This window comes from Marinomonas sp. IMCC 4694 (genome assembly GCF_008122525.1).
Taxonomy (GTDB): domain Bacteria; phylum Pseudomonadota; class Gammaproteobacteria; order Pseudomonadales; family Marinomonadaceae; genus Marinomonas.
Genome location: NZ_VSRV01000001.1, coordinates 68,022 through 82,895, shown reverse-complemented (window position 1 = coordinate 82,895; position 14,874 = coordinate 68,022). Strand labels below are relative to the sequence as shown.

At 46.1% G+C, this 14,874-nt stretch carries 13 protein-coding genes; 6 read left to right on the top strand and 7 right to left on the bottom strand.

The genetic code is table 11. The features are described 5' to 3' along the window. Positions 1–38 precede the first annotated feature (38 nt). Positions 39–686, top strand: a complete 648-nt coding sequence (locus FXV75_RS00370; RefSeq protein WP_148830585.1) for a pyridoxamine 5'-phosphate oxidase family protein — start codon at positions 39–41, stop codon at positions 684–686. Positions 687–764: 78 nt separating this feature from the next. Here the strand turns inward: FXV75_RS00370 and FXV75_RS00365 are convergent, their stop codons facing one another. Next, positions 765–980, bottom strand: coding sequence for a DUF2798 domain-containing protein (locus FXV75_RS00365; protein WP_148830583.1), 216 nt, complete (start codon positions 978–980; stop codon positions 765–767). 263 nt (positions 981–1,243) lie between these two features. Between FXV75_RS00365 and FXV75_RS00360 the strand changes: the two genes are divergently transcribed. Next, entirely contained in the window at positions 1,244–2,050 is an 807-nt protein-coding gene (locus FXV75_RS00360; RefSeq protein ID WP_148830581.1) for a sulfite exporter TauE/SafE family protein, read from the top strand. A gap of 199 nt (positions 2,051–2,249) precedes the next feature. On the opposite strand, the gene FXV75_RS00355 is transcribed toward FXV75_RS00360, so the two are convergent. Then, positions 2,250–5,117, bottom strand: coding sequence for an FAD-binding and (Fe-S)-binding domain-containing protein (locus FXV75_RS00355; protein ID WP_148830579.1), 2,868 nt, complete (start codon positions 5,115–5,117; stop codon positions 2,250–2,252). A gap of 247 nt (positions 5,118–5,364) precedes the next feature. Here FXV75_RS00355 and FXV75_RS00350 point away from each other — a divergent pair, with 247 nt between their 5' ends. Next, positions 5,365–6,141 (top strand): FCD domain-containing protein, encoded by a 777-nt coding sequence (locus FXV75_RS00350; RefSeq protein ID WP_148830577.1) that lies wholly within the window; start codon positions 5,365–5,367, stop codon positions 6,139–6,141. Between the two features lie 26 nt (positions 6,142–6,167). Here FXV75_RS00350 and aroE read toward each other — a convergent pair whose 3' ends face one another. Further along, positions 6,168–7,088: a shikimate dehydrogenase gene (gene aroE, locus FXV75_RS00345; protein WP_148830575.1), complete on the bottom strand. Its 921-nt coding sequence runs from the start codon at positions 7,086–7,088 to the stop codon at positions 6,168–6,170. 113 nt (positions 7,089–7,201) lie between these two features. Further along, on the bottom strand, positions 7,202–8,491 hold the full coding sequence (locus FXV75_RS00340; RefSeq protein WP_148830573.1) for an MATE family efflux transporter: 1,290 nt from the start codon (positions 8,489–8,491) through the stop codon (positions 7,202–7,204). A gap of 402 nt (positions 8,492–8,893) precedes the next feature. Between FXV75_RS00340 and FXV75_RS00335 the strand changes: the two genes are divergently transcribed. Together FXV75_RS00335 and FXV75_RS00330 are read left to right on the top strand one after the other, a co-directional pair. Beyond that, positions 8,894–9,109 carry a hypothetical protein gene (locus FXV75_RS00335; protein WP_148830571.1) on the top strand — a complete coding sequence of 72 codons (216 nt, stop codon included), beginning with the start codon at positions 8,894–8,896 and terminating at the stop codon, positions 9,107–9,109. A gap of 1 nt (position 9,110) precedes the next feature. Further along, positions 9,111–9,536 carry a group II truncated hemoglobin gene (locus FXV75_RS00330; RefSeq protein WP_148830569.1) on the top strand — a complete coding sequence of 142 codons (426 nt, stop codon included), beginning with the start codon at positions 9,111–9,113 and terminating at the stop codon, positions 9,534–9,536. Positions 9,537–9,542: 6 nt separating this feature from the next. Here the strand turns inward: FXV75_RS00330 and ptuB are convergent, their stop codons facing one another. The 3 genes from ptuB to norR all read right to left on the bottom strand — a co-directional run bounded on the left by ptuB (position 9,543) and on the right by norR (position 13,317). Next, positions 9,543–10,310: a retron Ec78 anti-phage system effector HNH endonuclease PtuB gene (gene ptuB, locus FXV75_RS00325; RefSeq protein ID WP_148830567.1), complete on the bottom strand. Its 768-nt coding sequence runs from the start codon at positions 10,308–10,310 to the stop codon at positions 9,543–9,545. Continuing rightward, the gene (locus tag FXV75_RS00320; protein WP_148830565.1) at positions 10,307–11,608 is read right to left on the bottom strand and encodes an AAA family ATPase; all 1,302 of its coding nucleotides are present in this window, start codon (positions 11,606–11,608) and stop codon (positions 10,307–10,309) included. The genes ptuB and FXV75_RS00320 overlap by 4 nt, the downstream gene beginning before the upstream one ends. Positions 11,609–11,724: 116 nt before the next feature. After that, the gene (norR, locus tag FXV75_RS00315; RefSeq protein ID WP_148830563.1) at positions 11,725–13,317 is read right to left on the bottom strand and encodes a nitric oxide reductase transcriptional regulator NorR; all 1,593 of its coding nucleotides are present in this window, start codon (positions 13,315–13,317) and stop codon (positions 11,725–11,727) included. 234 nt (positions 13,318–13,551) lie between these two features. On the opposite strand from norR, the gene hmpA reads away from it, so the two are divergent. Further along, the gene (gene hmpA / locus FXV75_RS00310) at positions 13,552–14,745 is read left to right on the top strand and encodes an NO-inducible flavohemoprotein (RefSeq protein WP_316247073.1); all 1,194 of its coding nucleotides are present in this window, start codon (positions 13,552–13,554) and stop codon (positions 14,743–14,745) included. Positions 14,746–14,874 lie beyond the last annotated feature (129 nt).

The window sequence follows — 14,874 nt, the reverse complement described above, 5'->3', positions numbered from 1 at the left end:
TTATATAGACCCCAACCCACAAAAACAAGGATTCCACCATGAGCCGCTCACTCGAAACCCCATTAAGCAAGGTAAAACGAGGCCCAAACAGAGCGTCCTACGACGCGGTACTAGCGTTTAACATCATAGACAGCGCTTTACTGTGCCATGTCGGCCAAACCAAAGAAGGCCAAGTATTCGTTACACCCACCTGCCATTGGCGCGATGGCGACTATTTGTATTGGCACGGCCATTCCAAAGCACGCAACGTGAAAGGCCCCATTGATCAACCCGAAAAAGTCTGCATCAATATGTCACTACTAGATGGATTGGTCATGGCGCGCTCCGCGTTTCATCATTCTGTGAACTATCGCTCAGTGACTCTATTTGGAGTACCAGAACGCATTGACGATCGAGAAGAAAAATTGCGCCAATTCAAAATATTCTTAGACAAAGTCAGCCCCGGCCGTTGGGAACAACTCAGACCAGTGAACGAACAAGAAATCAAAGCCACCGGCTTAGTAAGAATTAAGATAGAAGAAGCGTCGGTAAAAATGCGCGCCGAACCGCCCATTGATGACGCAGAAGACGCAAATTGGCCAGTCTGGGCGGGCGTGATTCCATTAGAAAAAACATGGGGACAAGGCCAGCAAGACCCGATTCAACAAGAAGATTACAACACACCGACATCACCTGATGCGGTTTAACCCAGGCCGTTTTCACGTAATAAATCGCACACATTAGCGTGCGGTTTATTGCAATCATTACAATAGTCTCGTATCAGATCACAGTTTATTGGCAATTTTTTGCGCTAATCCGTGCAAAAATGGCCCAGCAATAAACGAGATCAACCCAGCCGCTGGCCACGCCAACACCCAAGCGTGCATCCAAAATGATACAAACTCAGACGTTACCCCAATATTCACGTAAGTAATCCACGCCGACATAAACAACGACAGAGTAAACGACATCAACACAGCAAAAATAATTCGATGCTTCATACAAAAAACCTCTTTTTCAATTCTTCCATTACACGTCACCTTAAATATTAGCAAACACTTATCTAAAAAATACAGACATTCTTAATTCCACATAGGGAAATCACTCAAATACCCGCCCCAAACATCAAAATGACGGCCGATCTTAATGCCTTTTCCTACCTCGTCAATGAAAATCGTCATGTTGTCGACCGCAAAGTTTGGTTACACTAGCGCCTAAATTTTCTTGATTCGACCATTCTACAAAGGCCTCACAAAGGACAACCATGGAAAATCTAGTCTGGTGGCAATACGCCTTAATAGGCGCCATTTTTATTTGGAGCGGCTTCGTTCGCAGCGGACTAGGATTTGGCGGTGCCGTGCTCGCTTTACCGTTCCTGCTATTAGTGAAAAACGACCCTTTATTATTCCTGCCAATCATTTCCGTACATTTACTCGTGTTTTCGAGCTGGATTGCATGGCAAGGTGCGAAAAAAACCAAACAGCAAGCCATTCTCGCCGCAGAACGAGGTGAAGTGCCAAAAGAAGAGCAGGGCAACATTGCATGGGGTTACTTGAAAAAAGCCCTCGGTATCATGATCGTACCGAAACTGATCGGCGTATTTGGCTTATTAACCTTACCCGGCAACATCGTCACCGGCGTGATTTTTGTCATCGTCGCCATCTTTGCCGTGTCCTACATTATTAACAAACCGTTTTACACCAACAACAAAATTCTCGACACGATTTTCCTCATGCTCGGCGGCTACGTCAGCGGCACCTCGTTAATCGGCGCGCCGCTCATTGTCTCCGTCTTCGCCACCAAAGTGCCACGCCATCAACTGCGCGATACCTTATTTGTGCTCTGGTTCATTCTCGTGATGATCAAAATGGTCTCCTTCCTCATCGCTGGCATCGACCTGCAACTCATCCATCAACTTTGGCTACTACCATGCGCCTTGCTTGGGCACGTCTTCGGACAAAAACTCCATAACCGCATCCAAAAAGCCGAAACACCCGTCTTCTTCCAATTCGTCGGCTGGGCGCTGCTCATCGTCTGCGGATTTGGCCTGTACTCGACGTTTATGCTTTGAGGTTTTTCACTCGCCTTTAATGGAGCCACTTGTAGTTAACCAGATCAACCTCTAGCAGATAATTAAGTGTGCGAGATGTTGATCTTTTGACATTCGCTAAATGAACAATAGTATCGACATGACATGTTCAAGCGGTTCTAGAGGAGGTTTTGCGCTGACAACGTCAGTGACGCACGCAAAACGTCCTCTTGATAAGCGATTAAGAAGCGGAAGCTTCAGACAATTGATCCACCAGATAGACAATGGATTGATACTCAATGCCGCTGTGTTCCGATAAGCCAATCTCGCAGGTGCGGCTGTTTGAGTAGCCCACTTCGCAACCTTCTACGGCTTTGGCTAAGGTTTTCAAGGCGCTGGCGTTGAGTTCGGGCGTCGAGAAGCCCTTGTCTCCGGCAAAGCCACAACAGGTAATGTCTGGCGGAATAACCACTTCATCGGCCAATTGATGAGCAAGCTGTACAAAGCTGTCTGCCAAGCCCATCCGAGTGGTGCTGCAAGTCACATGCAAGGCCATTTTATCGAGTTTTTTCGCAATTCGAATCGTCGGCATGACATGAGTCGATAGAAAACTCACTTGCTCATGCAAGGCTAGGCAATCATCCAAGCTTTCCTGCATACGCAAGGTACAAGGACTGACATCACAAATAATAGGAATGCGGCCGTTATCACTGGCCTTCAACAACAACGCATTAAGTTCACTGGACTTTTGCTTTGCAGCGCCAAATTGACCTTTCGAATGAAACGCCATACCACAACATTGGCTTTCAATGCCTTTGGGCACAATAACGTTATAACCCGCTTTTTCAAGTACAGAAAACATCACCGTCATCACCGAGCGTTTATCGGTGGCATTTGGCCCAGCGCCCATCATCCGAGTGGCGCAGCTCGGGAAATAAACCACCTCTTTATGCGTGCCATTCAATTGATGGCGTGGGATCGCACTCGCGGCCGTCGGCATGCTGTTGTGCCACTTAGGCACTGCGCCACCGCTGACCTTATTCATCACCGAAGTGACCGCTTTCATACCGCCATTACCGATCAGCCCTCGCGCTGCGTGTGCAACCGACAAACCGGTTTTCGCGCTTTTTGTCACACCGGAAAAATGATCCGCGACCCAATACCCAACTTTACTGTCTGGGTGACGATCGTGACGAATCTCACGGGTTAGATCCCCCGTATTAATGCCAACAGGGCATTGCATCGAACACAAACCACAGCCGGCGCACGTATCAACCCCTTGATAATCATAGTCTTTTTTCAACTCAGCTAAGCGTTCAGGCTGATCCCCCGACGCCATCAGACCTTGGATTTCTCGCCAAATCACAATGCGCTGGCGAGGTGTTAACGTGACGGATTTCGACGGACAAGACGATTCACAGAAGCCGCATTCGATGCAGGTATCTACCTTGTCATTGGCTTTCGGCATAGGTTTAAGATTCTGCACATGCAAATTTGCATTGCGCGATAACACCACATCTGGATTCAACAGCCCCAGAGGATCAAATGCCCCCTTGATTTCCCACATAATATCGTAGGCTTCTTTGCCCCATTCCAGCTCAACATAAGGTGCCATGTTACGACCTGTGCCGTGCTCGGCTTTTAACGAGCCCTTATATTTTACCGCCACTAACTGGGCGACTTCGTCCATGAGCTGTTCATAACGCGTGATTTCTTTGGGATCATCAAAACCCTGCGTGAACACAAAGTGCAGATTACCTTCCAACGCATGACCGAACAAAATCGCTTCACGGTAACCGTGTTTTTGAAACACACTTTGCAGCTCTAATACCCCTTCGGCTAACTGCTCGATAGGAAACGCCACATCTTCAATAATAACCGTGGTGCCCACCGGACGAACCGCTCCCACGGCTGGAAATAAGCCTTTGCGTATTTTCCAATACGAATCATAAAGGGCTTTGTCTTGGGTGAATTCGATCGCGTTTAACGTCCTCTGACCATTCAAAGCCGCCACAACTAAAGCCAGATTGGCTTCTAAGGCGTGACCATTTTCAGCTCGTACATCCACCAATAAACCGGCCGCGTTATCGCCCAATGAGGCCAAAGCCTCTGGCATCCCTGGCTTCCCTTCTACGGCTCGCAAACCCGCTCGATCGATCAACTCAACAGCGGCCACCGGCGACGTTTTCAACGCCATCACGGCACGACAGGTGGTTTCCATATCGTCAAAGAAAATCATCGCCGCGGCCTTCGTCGGATGATCCACCACGGTGTCGTAGGTAACCTCGCTGATAAACCCCAGCGTCCCTTCCGAGCCGATCATGAGGTGTAACAGTATGTCAAACGGGTCATCGAAATCGGTTAAGCTGTTTAAACTGTATCCTGTGGTGTTTTTAAGGCGATATTTGTGTCTTATTTTTTCCGCCAGCGCTGCATTCGCCTGTACGTTTTTTGATAATCGCGTTAGCGTTTCAAGCAAGGGTCCGTGACAAACACGAAACGCTAATCGACTCGACTCATCCGCTGTGTCCAACAAAGAACCATCGGCAAAAATAAGTCGTGCGCTCTGGACAGTGTGATAGCTGTTTTGCGCCGTACCACAGCACATGCCGCTGGCGTTATTGGCGGCAATGCCACCAATCATACAGGCGTTGATCGACGCGGGATCTGGGCCAATTTTGCGTTGAAACGGTGCTAAAATCTGATTCGCACGAGCGCCAATCACTCCGGGCTGCAAGGAAATACGATGACCATGTTGATGAACACGATGACCTTTCCAATTATCCGACAGCTGCATCAAAATAGAGTCCGTCACCGCCTGACCCGACAAACTGGTGCCCGCCGCCCGAAATGTCACCGGCAAAGATCGCTCCCGCGCTTCTTTTAAGACCAAACGCACTTCGTCTTCGTTATCAACGCGCACCACCAACTGAGGAATCAGTCGATAAAAACTCGCATCGGTACCGTACGCCAAGGTTCGAAGTGGGTCTTGAATCAATCGAGATTCATCAATCGCGCCGTCTTTTGCGTCTTTCAAAGCAAAATACACATCGCGATATTGAGCGGTTTTATGAGCAATTGAGTCTTTATCAGTTGTGGCTGTGTTCATCAGAAGTCCCACGGCGAGTCGCCTGTTTTTTATTATTCATACTAAAAATTAACGCTAGACAAATTGGTAATACCAATTTACCTTTTAAATATAAGGCACAGTAAGAAGTCAGATAAACTTTGTCAACTGATAGTTTAGTCGATATTTCGTGAATTTTAGCAGCAAGATTAATTGGTTTTACCACTTTTAAACTTATACACAGCCATTAAGAAAACCACCATTAAAGAAGACCTTTTTAGGAAACGTTATGGAACCCAATCAGTTTGGTCGCGTTAAACAACCGAAAATTTCCGACATCATCATGAAAGAGCTCGAAAGCATGATTTTAGAAGGCAGTTTTACCGCAGGACAAAAACTGCCTCCGGAAAGGGAATTGGCCGCGCGTTTTGAGGTATCGAGACCCTCGTTACGAGAAGCCATTCAAAAACTGATCGCGCGCGGTGTGTTATTCAGTCGTCACGGCGGCGGAACCTACGTTTCCCAACAGCTAGGAACGTCCTTTGCCGATCCACTGCAAGATTTGATCAGTTCCCACGATGAATTTTTATACGACCAATTGGAGTTTCGCGATGCGCTAGAAAGTCTCGCCGCTTACTACGCAGCACTGCGCAGTACCGACGCCGACAAAACCAAGCTCACACAGTGTTTTAACCAGCTGATAGAAGCCAACCAAAACAAAGCTTTTGCCTTGGAAGCTAAGTTAGACGTGGAATTTCACATGATTATCGCGGAAGCAGCGCACAATGTGGTGTTGCTGCACACACTTCGCAGCCTACACGCCATGTTGGCGAAAAGCATTTCGAGTAACCTTAGGAATCTATTTGAGAAGCAAGCCGCTCGTCAGCGCGTAATGGAACAACACACCAATTTGTATCAAGCCATCATGGCTGGCGACGCCGAAGCCGCCAGAACCGCGGCTCACACCCATTTGGTTTTCGTAGAAGATAACTTATTGAAAATGCGCCAAGAAGAAACGCGGATCCAGCGCTCGCTACGCAGAAACGAGCACCAGAATCCGCTGTAAACAATCTTGGGGGATTCCAGTGAGTATTATGTTTCTGTCCTTTCCAGATCAGTGATGTCCAGCTCAGTGACGTCCAGATCAGTGACGTCCAGATCAGTGACGTCCAAAGCATCACTCAATGCGGCTTTCATAACGTCCATTGAAGGGGCTTTTCCCGTCCAATATTCAAAAGCTATTGCGCCTTGTTGGACAAGCATTCCCAAGCCATTTACCGTCGTACAGCCTTTGGATTCAGCAGTTTGGATCAATCGTGTTTGCGGTGGGTTAAAGATTCCATCTGCAACTACCATATGAGATTTAATCGAATCTGTGTCTATATCTAGCTCTGCATCCACATTGGGATATAAGCCAATAGATGTCACGTTGATCACTAAATCCGTCTCAGAAGGAATCTGATATTGCTTTGCCCAAGCATGGTATTCCGCGCCAGCCAACGTGTTATCGGCAACCAGTTGGGCAAGCTCTTCGCCGCGCTCTTGATTGCGATTCACAATCGTTATGTGTGCTACGCCAGCTAGAGCCAGTTCCACCGCCACGGCTCGTGCCGCACCACCAGCGCCGAACAAAACCACACGTTTGTTGCTCAGCTCTAAGCTGGATGTAACGGACTCGACAAAACCACGACCGTCCGTATTTTCTCCCACTAGCTTGCCATCACGGTTCACCACGGTATTCACCGCACCAATGATACGAGCCGACTCGCCTAACTCATCAAGGTGAGCAATAACCGACACTTTATGAGGAATAGAACAATTAAAACCGCGCCAATTCATGGCTTTCGCACCTAATACGGCGTTTTTAAGGTCCTCGGGCTGAATGTCACAATTAATATAACGCCAATCCAAACCCAAATCTCGATACGCAGCTTCCATCATCACGCCTGTGGGGTTTTCTATCGCTGGCGTAGCAAAAGAACCGGTTAACTCGCTTAAGAAATGCTTCGACATACTGAATTTTCTCCCTGTTTGGTGGCTTTAAAAAGAACACATCACCGCATGGTAACAAACCCAGTCACCATAAAAATTTCAATTGTTAACAGAGATGCTCGAAGCAATGAGTTTTAAGAATTGGCGAACCAAACCCCTTTTTTCATATTCTGTAAATAACACCAATACAAAGTTATCGCTCTGGCGATAAACAATATGGCTTGGCTGAGCCATAAGCCATGATTCCCAAGATCTTGGCTCATAAACCACACAGGGAAAAACACGCCAACGACACAAATGATCATGGTGTTTTGCATTTGCTTTACGCTGGTTGTGCCGATAAAAATGCCATCCAACATAAAGGACCAAATACCTAACAGTGGGAAAAATATCAGCCAAGGTAGGTACAGTGACGCATCATCACGTACACTTTGTACGCTGGTTAATAAGGCGATAATTTGATTCCCGGACAGCCAGAAAATCAGCATCAAGATCAACGCCGCCAACAAGGCCCAATAAGTTGATAATTGAATAACTTTTTGGAAATTCGCCTTATCTTTACGACCGTAGTACTCACCGCACAAGGCTTCTACCGAAAAGGCAAAGCCGTCCAGCGCATTGGAAATAATCATCAAAAAGGTCAATAACACGGCGTTGGCCGCCAAAATAGAATCTCCTTGGCGAGCGCCTTGTGCGGTAAAAAATAGCATCACTAATAACAAGAGAATGGTGCGCACAAACAAATAACGGTTTACCTGTACTAAGGCGATGTATTCGCGCCATTTCGCTAATGCTCGCAGGGGCACATGACCCGAAAAGCCCTTGAGCTTATGCCAAGCCAATACGCCCGCTACCGAAACACCGATGTAATGGGCCAATACGGTCGCCCACGCCACGCCATCGCTGGCCATGCCCAATCCATACACCGCCCAATAATCCAGCACCATGTTGGCAATGTTGATCACCAACAACATCCACAAAGGACCTTTGGAATATTGCACGCCAAAAAACCATCCCATCAAGGCATAGCCTGCCAACACCGCCGGCGCACTAAAAATACGCGCCTCACAATACAAACGCGCCCAAGGTTCTACTTCGGCGCTGGGTTCCATTAGGGCCATGGCCAGATCAATAATCGGCACTCGAAAGGCGATCAGCATCAAGCCGATCAACACGCCCATTAACACCGACTGCAATAACAGCTCTCGCACCCGACGCTGATCGTCTTGCCCTAACGCCTGAGCAGTAAGCCCTGTGGAGCCCATACGCAAGAAGCCAAATGCCCAAAATAGAAAGCTGAAAATACTCGCACCAATCGCCACCGCGGCCAAATGCGTGGCGGTACCCAAATGCCCGACCACGGCTGTGTCGACCAACCCTAACAACGGCGTGGTAATATTGGCCACCATAGGCGGCCAAGCCATGCGCCAAATCTTGGTATTTAAAGGGAGATTAACTCGATAAGAGTGAAAAATAGAGGCTGGGGATAACGTCGACACACAGGGCTCACTTGTGGTTGTGTACTATTCTGTGGATAAAAGTTATTCACCCACAAAATAAAAAAGTTTTTTCGAATGTGGAAAATCATAGCAGTTATTCACAACGAAAGGCTTTTTTAATCCGATATAATGACTTTTTCAACATACCAACCTAAAAATGAAAAACACGGCTCAATACAAAAATTTTTAACAGGCAAAAAGCACTCTCATTGAGACCATACTGGGTATGATTGTGGCGGCATACATGGCTATTTTTCCATAATCTCGCGCACAGACTCGCAGAAATTTGCTAAACTCGCGTATATTTTTCGTTATTGGAGCAACACCATGTCAAAGCAACTTAAACCCTATCTTGAAGGTTTGGCCGTTGGCTTTGTTTTCATCAGTATTACCATGCTGTTTGACATTCCTTTTTACATGAGCCTAATTATCGGTGCGCTCGCTGCACTGGGTGGTTATCGTAATTCGATCAAAATGGATCGCGAGAAAAAAGAGAAAAAATCAAGAAAATCACCACAAACTGCCAATAAAGACGATCAATAATATGACGTTCTCTCAGCCTCCAACGTATGGCGAAGCCGACGGCACCTTGCAAGCCATTGGCGGATTATCTGGTTTGCAAACCTTGGTAGAAACCTTTTATCGCATCATGGAAAACACGCCCGAATTTCGACCGCTGTTTGATATGCACCCAAACGACATTGAAGTCACCATCGACAAACTGGTGTGCTTTTTATCGGGATGGATGGGCGGAGAACGTTTGTTTTCAAAGAAATACGGCCCAATCAGCTTACCTCAAGCCCATGCCCATCTTGTCGTGACGGAAAAAGAAAAAGCCATGTGGTTAGATTGCATGGCCGCTGCGCTCGATGAATTGGATTATTCAGAAGATTTGAAGGCGTATTTACTGCCTCAGCTCGCTTTTCCGGCCGAACGTATTCGACAGGTGAGTGCGGCTAGACAGCATTAAGTAAATCTAACCGTCATAATGAATAGAACGTAATTGTCGTTCAGCAGTACTCCCTAAATAACTACGGATGCTAGTAAAAAATTTAGGCCAATGGCCGTTCGTGTTTTTCTTTAAATTTACTTCTGCTAGGCGTTTTTGTGCCTCTCCAATGGAAAAGCCTTGGGATACTAACCGTCTTACGTCATCATTTAGCTTGTTCAGAATCTCTCGGCGAAAGCGTCTCAACCGTTCAGTGTCTAGGTTCAACTCAGTAATAGTATTTTGCGCTTTTTCAACACTAATATTTGCTTGCTCGCAATTTTCAGAGTCAACCGAAAATTCGCCTGTTATTCTTTCACAGGAAAAGAGCTTAGGGAAAGCAGGGATATGAAGCGGGTTCAAAATCACATTATCTAGATTTTGACTTCCTTTTGGCACGTCACAAGAAGCATCTGGACTCGTAAATCGATTACTGGCATCAACAACATTACGCTGACTGCCTCCATGGCAACAACCTAATAGGTTCTGCCAATCTAAATGCCAATTATGAGGAACAGTACCGTCAGATTTTGGATGAAAATGCTCGACTCGGAAATCATCAAGCTCATCCTCTATTTTCTCGACAAGATCAATCTCACAATAAGCACATAAGCCACCTTGATCTGCTTTTATTTGAGCTTGTATTTGATTGCGTCGATTTAGCTTCGAAGTGAATTGCTCCCACTCATTATCTGGGTTTATATCTCGATAGTTTGCAAGAAGTGGAGGTTCAATTCCTTTTGCGACCTTCTTCATATTTGTTCGCGCTCCCACTCTTTCATTCGAATGTCCATATCCAATCGAGCAAGTTCAGGTTCATGCCCCGCTCCCCATTGATCTAAAATTTTACGCAGATAAACCGCTTCTTTTGAGTCCCATTTATCAAGCTCAACAAGATGCTGATATTTTTCCAAATCCTTAACGATATCTAAAGATTCAACTCTTGGTGATTTCAATCCAAGAACATCAAGCAATACTTGCTGAGCTTCGGCGCCTTCAGAAAAAGCAATAGGAATTAATACGGGCTTATCATCTTTCCAGTCAATTACACGCAAACTTGAAGGCTTAACAGATGAAATTACTTGAGGACTATGTGTAGTAACAATAAATTGTACACTAGGAAAAGTACGCATTAAGTCTAACAACATAGTTTGCTGCCAGCCTGGATGAAGATGTAAATCTACCTCATCAATCATTACAACACCTTCAGTTTGTAAAGGGTCATCTACATCAGGGTTCGCCTCAGCCATACGAGCAGCAATATCCATTACCATTGCTAATGTAGTCCGATAACCATCACTAAGCTGCTCAATTCGTAATGTGTTCTTAATTTCATCCTGACACCAATCCACTTCAATTCCCGCTGGGTAAGCTCCTCGTGGATTACTAAATGCTGGAATCATTGCATTTACAGCACTCCGTATTGCTTTTAGCTCAGGAATGACAAAATCAAATGAACGAGCTTCTTTTTGCTTAAGGGTTTCTAGATCTTCAAGGGAGTAAAAGTATTCCACAAAGCTTTTAAAATTTGTTCTACTTTCAAGAGCGCCTTTAAAAGAGTCAAAACGTGAGCACTTTTTAGAAAAGCTTCTCTTACGTTGTGGTATGTCAAAAACTCCACGACCAGCGCCAAAATAAGCAAATATAGGTAACTGAAAAGGTTCTTGACTATTGAATGCGTCGGCAAATGAATCAACATGATTAAATAACGCTTTAAGCCCTATCGCCTCAGGAATTTGCTCCGCTGTTTTTTTGGATTTATCACGCTTTTCCGTTCTATCCCAAACAATTCCGTTAAAGGATTCGCTACGTATTCTCATATAAGGGGGCTTCATGCCATCCTGTAAAATCTGAAAATCCATTTCCTTAAAGTTTTTTCCTGTTGCACTTGGCAATCGTGTTAAAAATGGGCCTAAAGAAATAGCTATGCCATCTAAAATGCTGGTTTTTCCTGCTCCATTTTTCGCAACCAAAACCGTTAATTTCGGATCAAATGAAATCTCAAAATCATCAAAGCGACGAAAGTGCTTTAAATGTAAGGATTTGATTTTCATGTCATTATGCTCCGCTTGGGCTTAATCATATACATTTTCATAGCTTACCATGGGCAAAGATATAAACGAGACGTTTTATCCAGTCACGGTTTAAACTTAAATTTGTTTATCAAACATTATATGCGTACTTCTTTTGCGACGAAAATACCCAAGCGTTTTGCTAGCCGTGCTAAATTCGCTCGATCCATAGAGAGCTGTTGCGCGGCTTTGGTCCAATTCCCGTTATTCTGCTCTAACGCTCGACGAATCATATTACGCTGGTAAGTGTCTGTTTTTTCTCGTAAATCAATGGTGTCGTCAGAGCTGTCTTGTGTCGCGTCGCTTTCTAAAGGGGCAGTTTGTATCTTTTTATGGAAGTTATTATTTAACTGTAACCCGGTAAGATGCGAAGGCGTTATCACGGTGATTCCGCTCGTTCGCTCAGATTTGACCGCATCCGCCTTGGCAAACAAGGCGGCGCGAGAAATTACATGCTCCAGCTCTCGTACGTTGCCTGGCCAATGGTAAGCGTCTAATAATTCCATCGCGGCGGCAGCGATCGTCAATTGCTGCAAGCCCAATTTGCGCCGAAACCGCTCAGCAAAAAAGCCCGCTAACAAGGGCACATCGCCTTGCCGCTCCCGCAATGCGGGCACTTGAAGTGGAAACACACTCAAACGATGAAATAAATCCGCGCGAAAACGCTGCTCTGCGACTTCGGTTTCTAGGTGTCGATTGGTCGCGGCGAGAATGCGCACGTCGACTTTTCGCACCTGATCTTTACCGACCGCTTGAATTTCTTGGTTTTGAATCGCTCGTAATAAAGTGCCTTGTACTTCTAAAGGCAATTCGCCAATTTCATCCAGCAATAAGGTGCCGCCATCGGCTAAAAGAAACTTTCCTTCTCGATCACGATCCGCCCCCGTAAACGCCCCTTTGACATGACCGAAAAGCTCGCTCTCAATTAAATGCTGCGGAATCGCCGCGCAGTTTACGTACACCATAGGAGCATCGGAGCGAGAAGATTGCTCATGTAAGGACCGCGCTACCAGCTCTTTACCGACACCGGTTTCCCCTTCAATGAGCGTGGCAAAGTCAGACGACGCAACCAGTTGAATCGCTTGCTTAAGATCTTGCATGACCTTGCTTTGACCGATCATTTCGCTTGGCTGTTCACTCATTACTTTGAGCACCTGCTGCGCATGTTGAGACTGGCTTTCCAAGCGCGTCATCAGCATCGAGGTATTTAATGTCATGGCCGCCATGGTGCTAATAATTTCCAAGGCGCGATTGTCTATTTCATCAAAAACACCGGGCTGAATACTGTCTAAAGTCACGACACCAATCAATTTTCCTTCCAAATACAGCGGCACACCCATACAAGAATGCACGGGCAGGTGTTCACCATAGCCCAACACCATGCCGTCATAGGGGTCGGGCAGGGGGGAATCACTTGGAAAACGTACTGGATAATGTCCCGCACAAATCTCTTTCAGCCTTGGGTGCTCATCAATATCAAAACGACGGCCCATGAGGTCTTCCGACAAACCTCGTTGGGCAATCGGAGCCAGCACACCATGGTGATTGATCAACAAAACGACTGCGTCGCAGTTAATGGTCGCACGGACAGCATTGACCAATTGCTCAAAACGATTTGGCAGCGTCACGGCACTGGCAAGGTCTAGCGCAAAGCTAAGTAGGGCATTATTGGAAATCTGGTTCACGGTCATCAATCTCTGATTTTTACGTTGTTTTCTATTGTGCTTCACTATGTCAATTTGACTCTAATATATCATATCGACTTTTAAATGAGCGAGTCATAACGACTCTATATTTATAGACATATATTTAAATCATTGATTTTTATAACTTTAATAAGTTGGCACAAGCTTCGCAATACTATTACGTATAGAGCGGTTAATCACGCCGACGATGAGTTTTATTCACGAATTAAAAAGGAAACAATGATGTTATCTCAACAACATATAGACACAGTTAAATCGACTATTCCTCTTTTGGCGTCAGCCGGCCCTGCGATCACACAGTACTTCTATAATCGTATGTTTACTCATAACCCAGAGTTGAAACACGTATTCAACATGACGCACCAAAAAACGGGAGGCCAACCCGCGGCGCTTTTTAACGCCATTGCAGCGTACGCAACGCACATCGATAACCTAGAAGTGCTTACTGGCGCGGTGATGCGCATCGCACATAAACACACCAGTTTTAATATTAAGCCTGACCAGTACGCCATTGTTGGTCATCACCTGATCGAAACACTACGCGAATTGGCACCAGACGCCTTTACATCAGACGTGGAAGAAGCGTGGGTCGCAGCCTATGGCCAATTAGCGGACATTTTTATTAAAATCGAGAGCGATTTGTATCAAGAGCGCGCGGCACAAGCAGGCGGTTGGTTAGATTTCCGTCGCTTTCGTGTGGCGTCTAAAACAGCAGAATCCGAGCTGGTTACCAGCTTTGTATTAGAACCAGTCGACGGTGGCGCTGTCATCGGTTACGTACCGGGGCAATACTTAGGCGTGAAATTACACCCTAAAGGCAACGAATTCGACGAAATTCGCCAATACTCCTTGTCTACCGCACCAAACGGCCAAAGCTACCGTATCAGCGTAAAACGCGAAGGCAGCAACAACATTGCCGGGGTTATGTCTAATTACCTACACGACCATGTCAACGTCGGTGACGAGATCGAAGCCATGCCACCAGCGGGCGACTTCTTTTTCCAAGACAAACAAACACCGGTGGTGCTGATTTCTGGTGGTGTTGGCTTAACCCCGATGCAAGCCATATTAGACACATTGGCAAAACAACAATACGCCCAACCCATCAGCTACTTGCACGCCTGTGCGCATCAAGGTCAGCATTCATTTGACGCCCACGTAAACAGCCTAAAAGAGCAGCTCAACCTGTCTGTTTACACTTGGTACGAACAAGCAGGCAACGAAGCGCAAGGCGTATTGAACGGTATGATGCAAATTGACGCAGTAAAAGACAGCCTACCGCTGACGGATGGTGAATTTTACTTATGTGGCCCAGTGGGCTTCATGATGTTCGTCAAACAACAGCTGCTGACACTAGGCGTCGAAGCGGATCGTATTCACTACGAATTGTTCGGCCCGCATAAAGACGTTTGATTTTGAAAGACGTTTGATCTTTCCTTTCTGATAATATCTTGCATGAAAACCCTCCCCCTTAAGAAACTCTCTTTAGAAAAAGGGGGAGGGTTACCGTCACTGATCTCACTATTGACAAAAACGAAACAA

What these genes read in the sequence shown, in the direction of transcription:
- FXV75_RS00370 (WP_148830585.1), top strand. Translation starts at nt 39, where the DNA reads ATGAGCCGCTCACTCGAAACCCCATTAAGCAAGGTAAAACGAGGCCCA.
- FXV75_RS00365 (WP_148830583.1), bottom strand. Translation starts at nt 980, where the DNA reads ATGAAGCATCGAATTATTTTTGCTGTGTTGATGTCGTTTACTCTGTCG.
- FXV75_RS00360 (WP_148830581.1), top strand. Translation starts at nt 1,244, where the DNA reads ATGGAAAATCTAGTCTGGTGGCAATACGCCTTAATAGGCGCCATTTTT.
- FXV75_RS00355 (WP_148830579.1), bottom strand. Translation starts at nt 5,117, where the DNA reads ATGAACACAGCCACAACTGATAAAGACTCAATTGCTCATAAAACCGCT.
- FXV75_RS00350 (WP_148830577.1), top strand. Translation starts at nt 5,365, where the DNA reads ATGGAACCCAATCAGTTTGGTCGCGTTAAACAACCGAAAATTTCCGAC.
- aroE (WP_148830575.1), bottom strand. Translation starts at nt 7,088, where the DNA reads ATGTCGAAGCATTTCTTAAGCGAGTTAACCGGTTCTTTTGCTACGCCA.
- FXV75_RS00340 (WP_148830573.1), bottom strand. Translation starts at nt 8,491, where the DNA reads ATGGCTTGGCCGCCTATGGTGGCCAATATTACCACGCCGTTGTTAGGG.
- FXV75_RS00335 (WP_148830571.1), top strand. Translation starts at nt 8,894, where the DNA reads ATGTCAAAGCAACTTAAACCCTATCTTGAAGGTTTGGCCGTTGGCTTT.
- FXV75_RS00330 (WP_148830569.1), top strand. Translation starts at nt 9,111, where the DNA reads ATGACGTTCTCTCAGCCTCCAACGTATGGCGAAGCCGACGGCACCTTG.
- ptuB (WP_148830567.1), bottom strand. Translation starts at nt 10,310, where the DNA reads ATGAAGAAGGTCGCAAAAGGAATTGAACCTCCACTTCTTGCAAACTAT.
- FXV75_RS00320 (WP_148830565.1), bottom strand. Translation starts at nt 11,608, where the DNA reads ATGAAAATCAAATCCTTACATTTAAAGCACTTTCGTCGCTTTGATGAT.
- norR (WP_148830563.1), bottom strand. Translation starts at nt 13,317, where the DNA reads ATGACCGTGAACCAGATTTCCAATAATGCCCTACTTAGCTTTGCGCTA.
- hmpA (WP_316247073.1), top strand. Translation starts at nt 13,552, where the DNA reads ATGATGTTATCTCAACAACATATAGACACAGTTAAATCGACTATTCCT.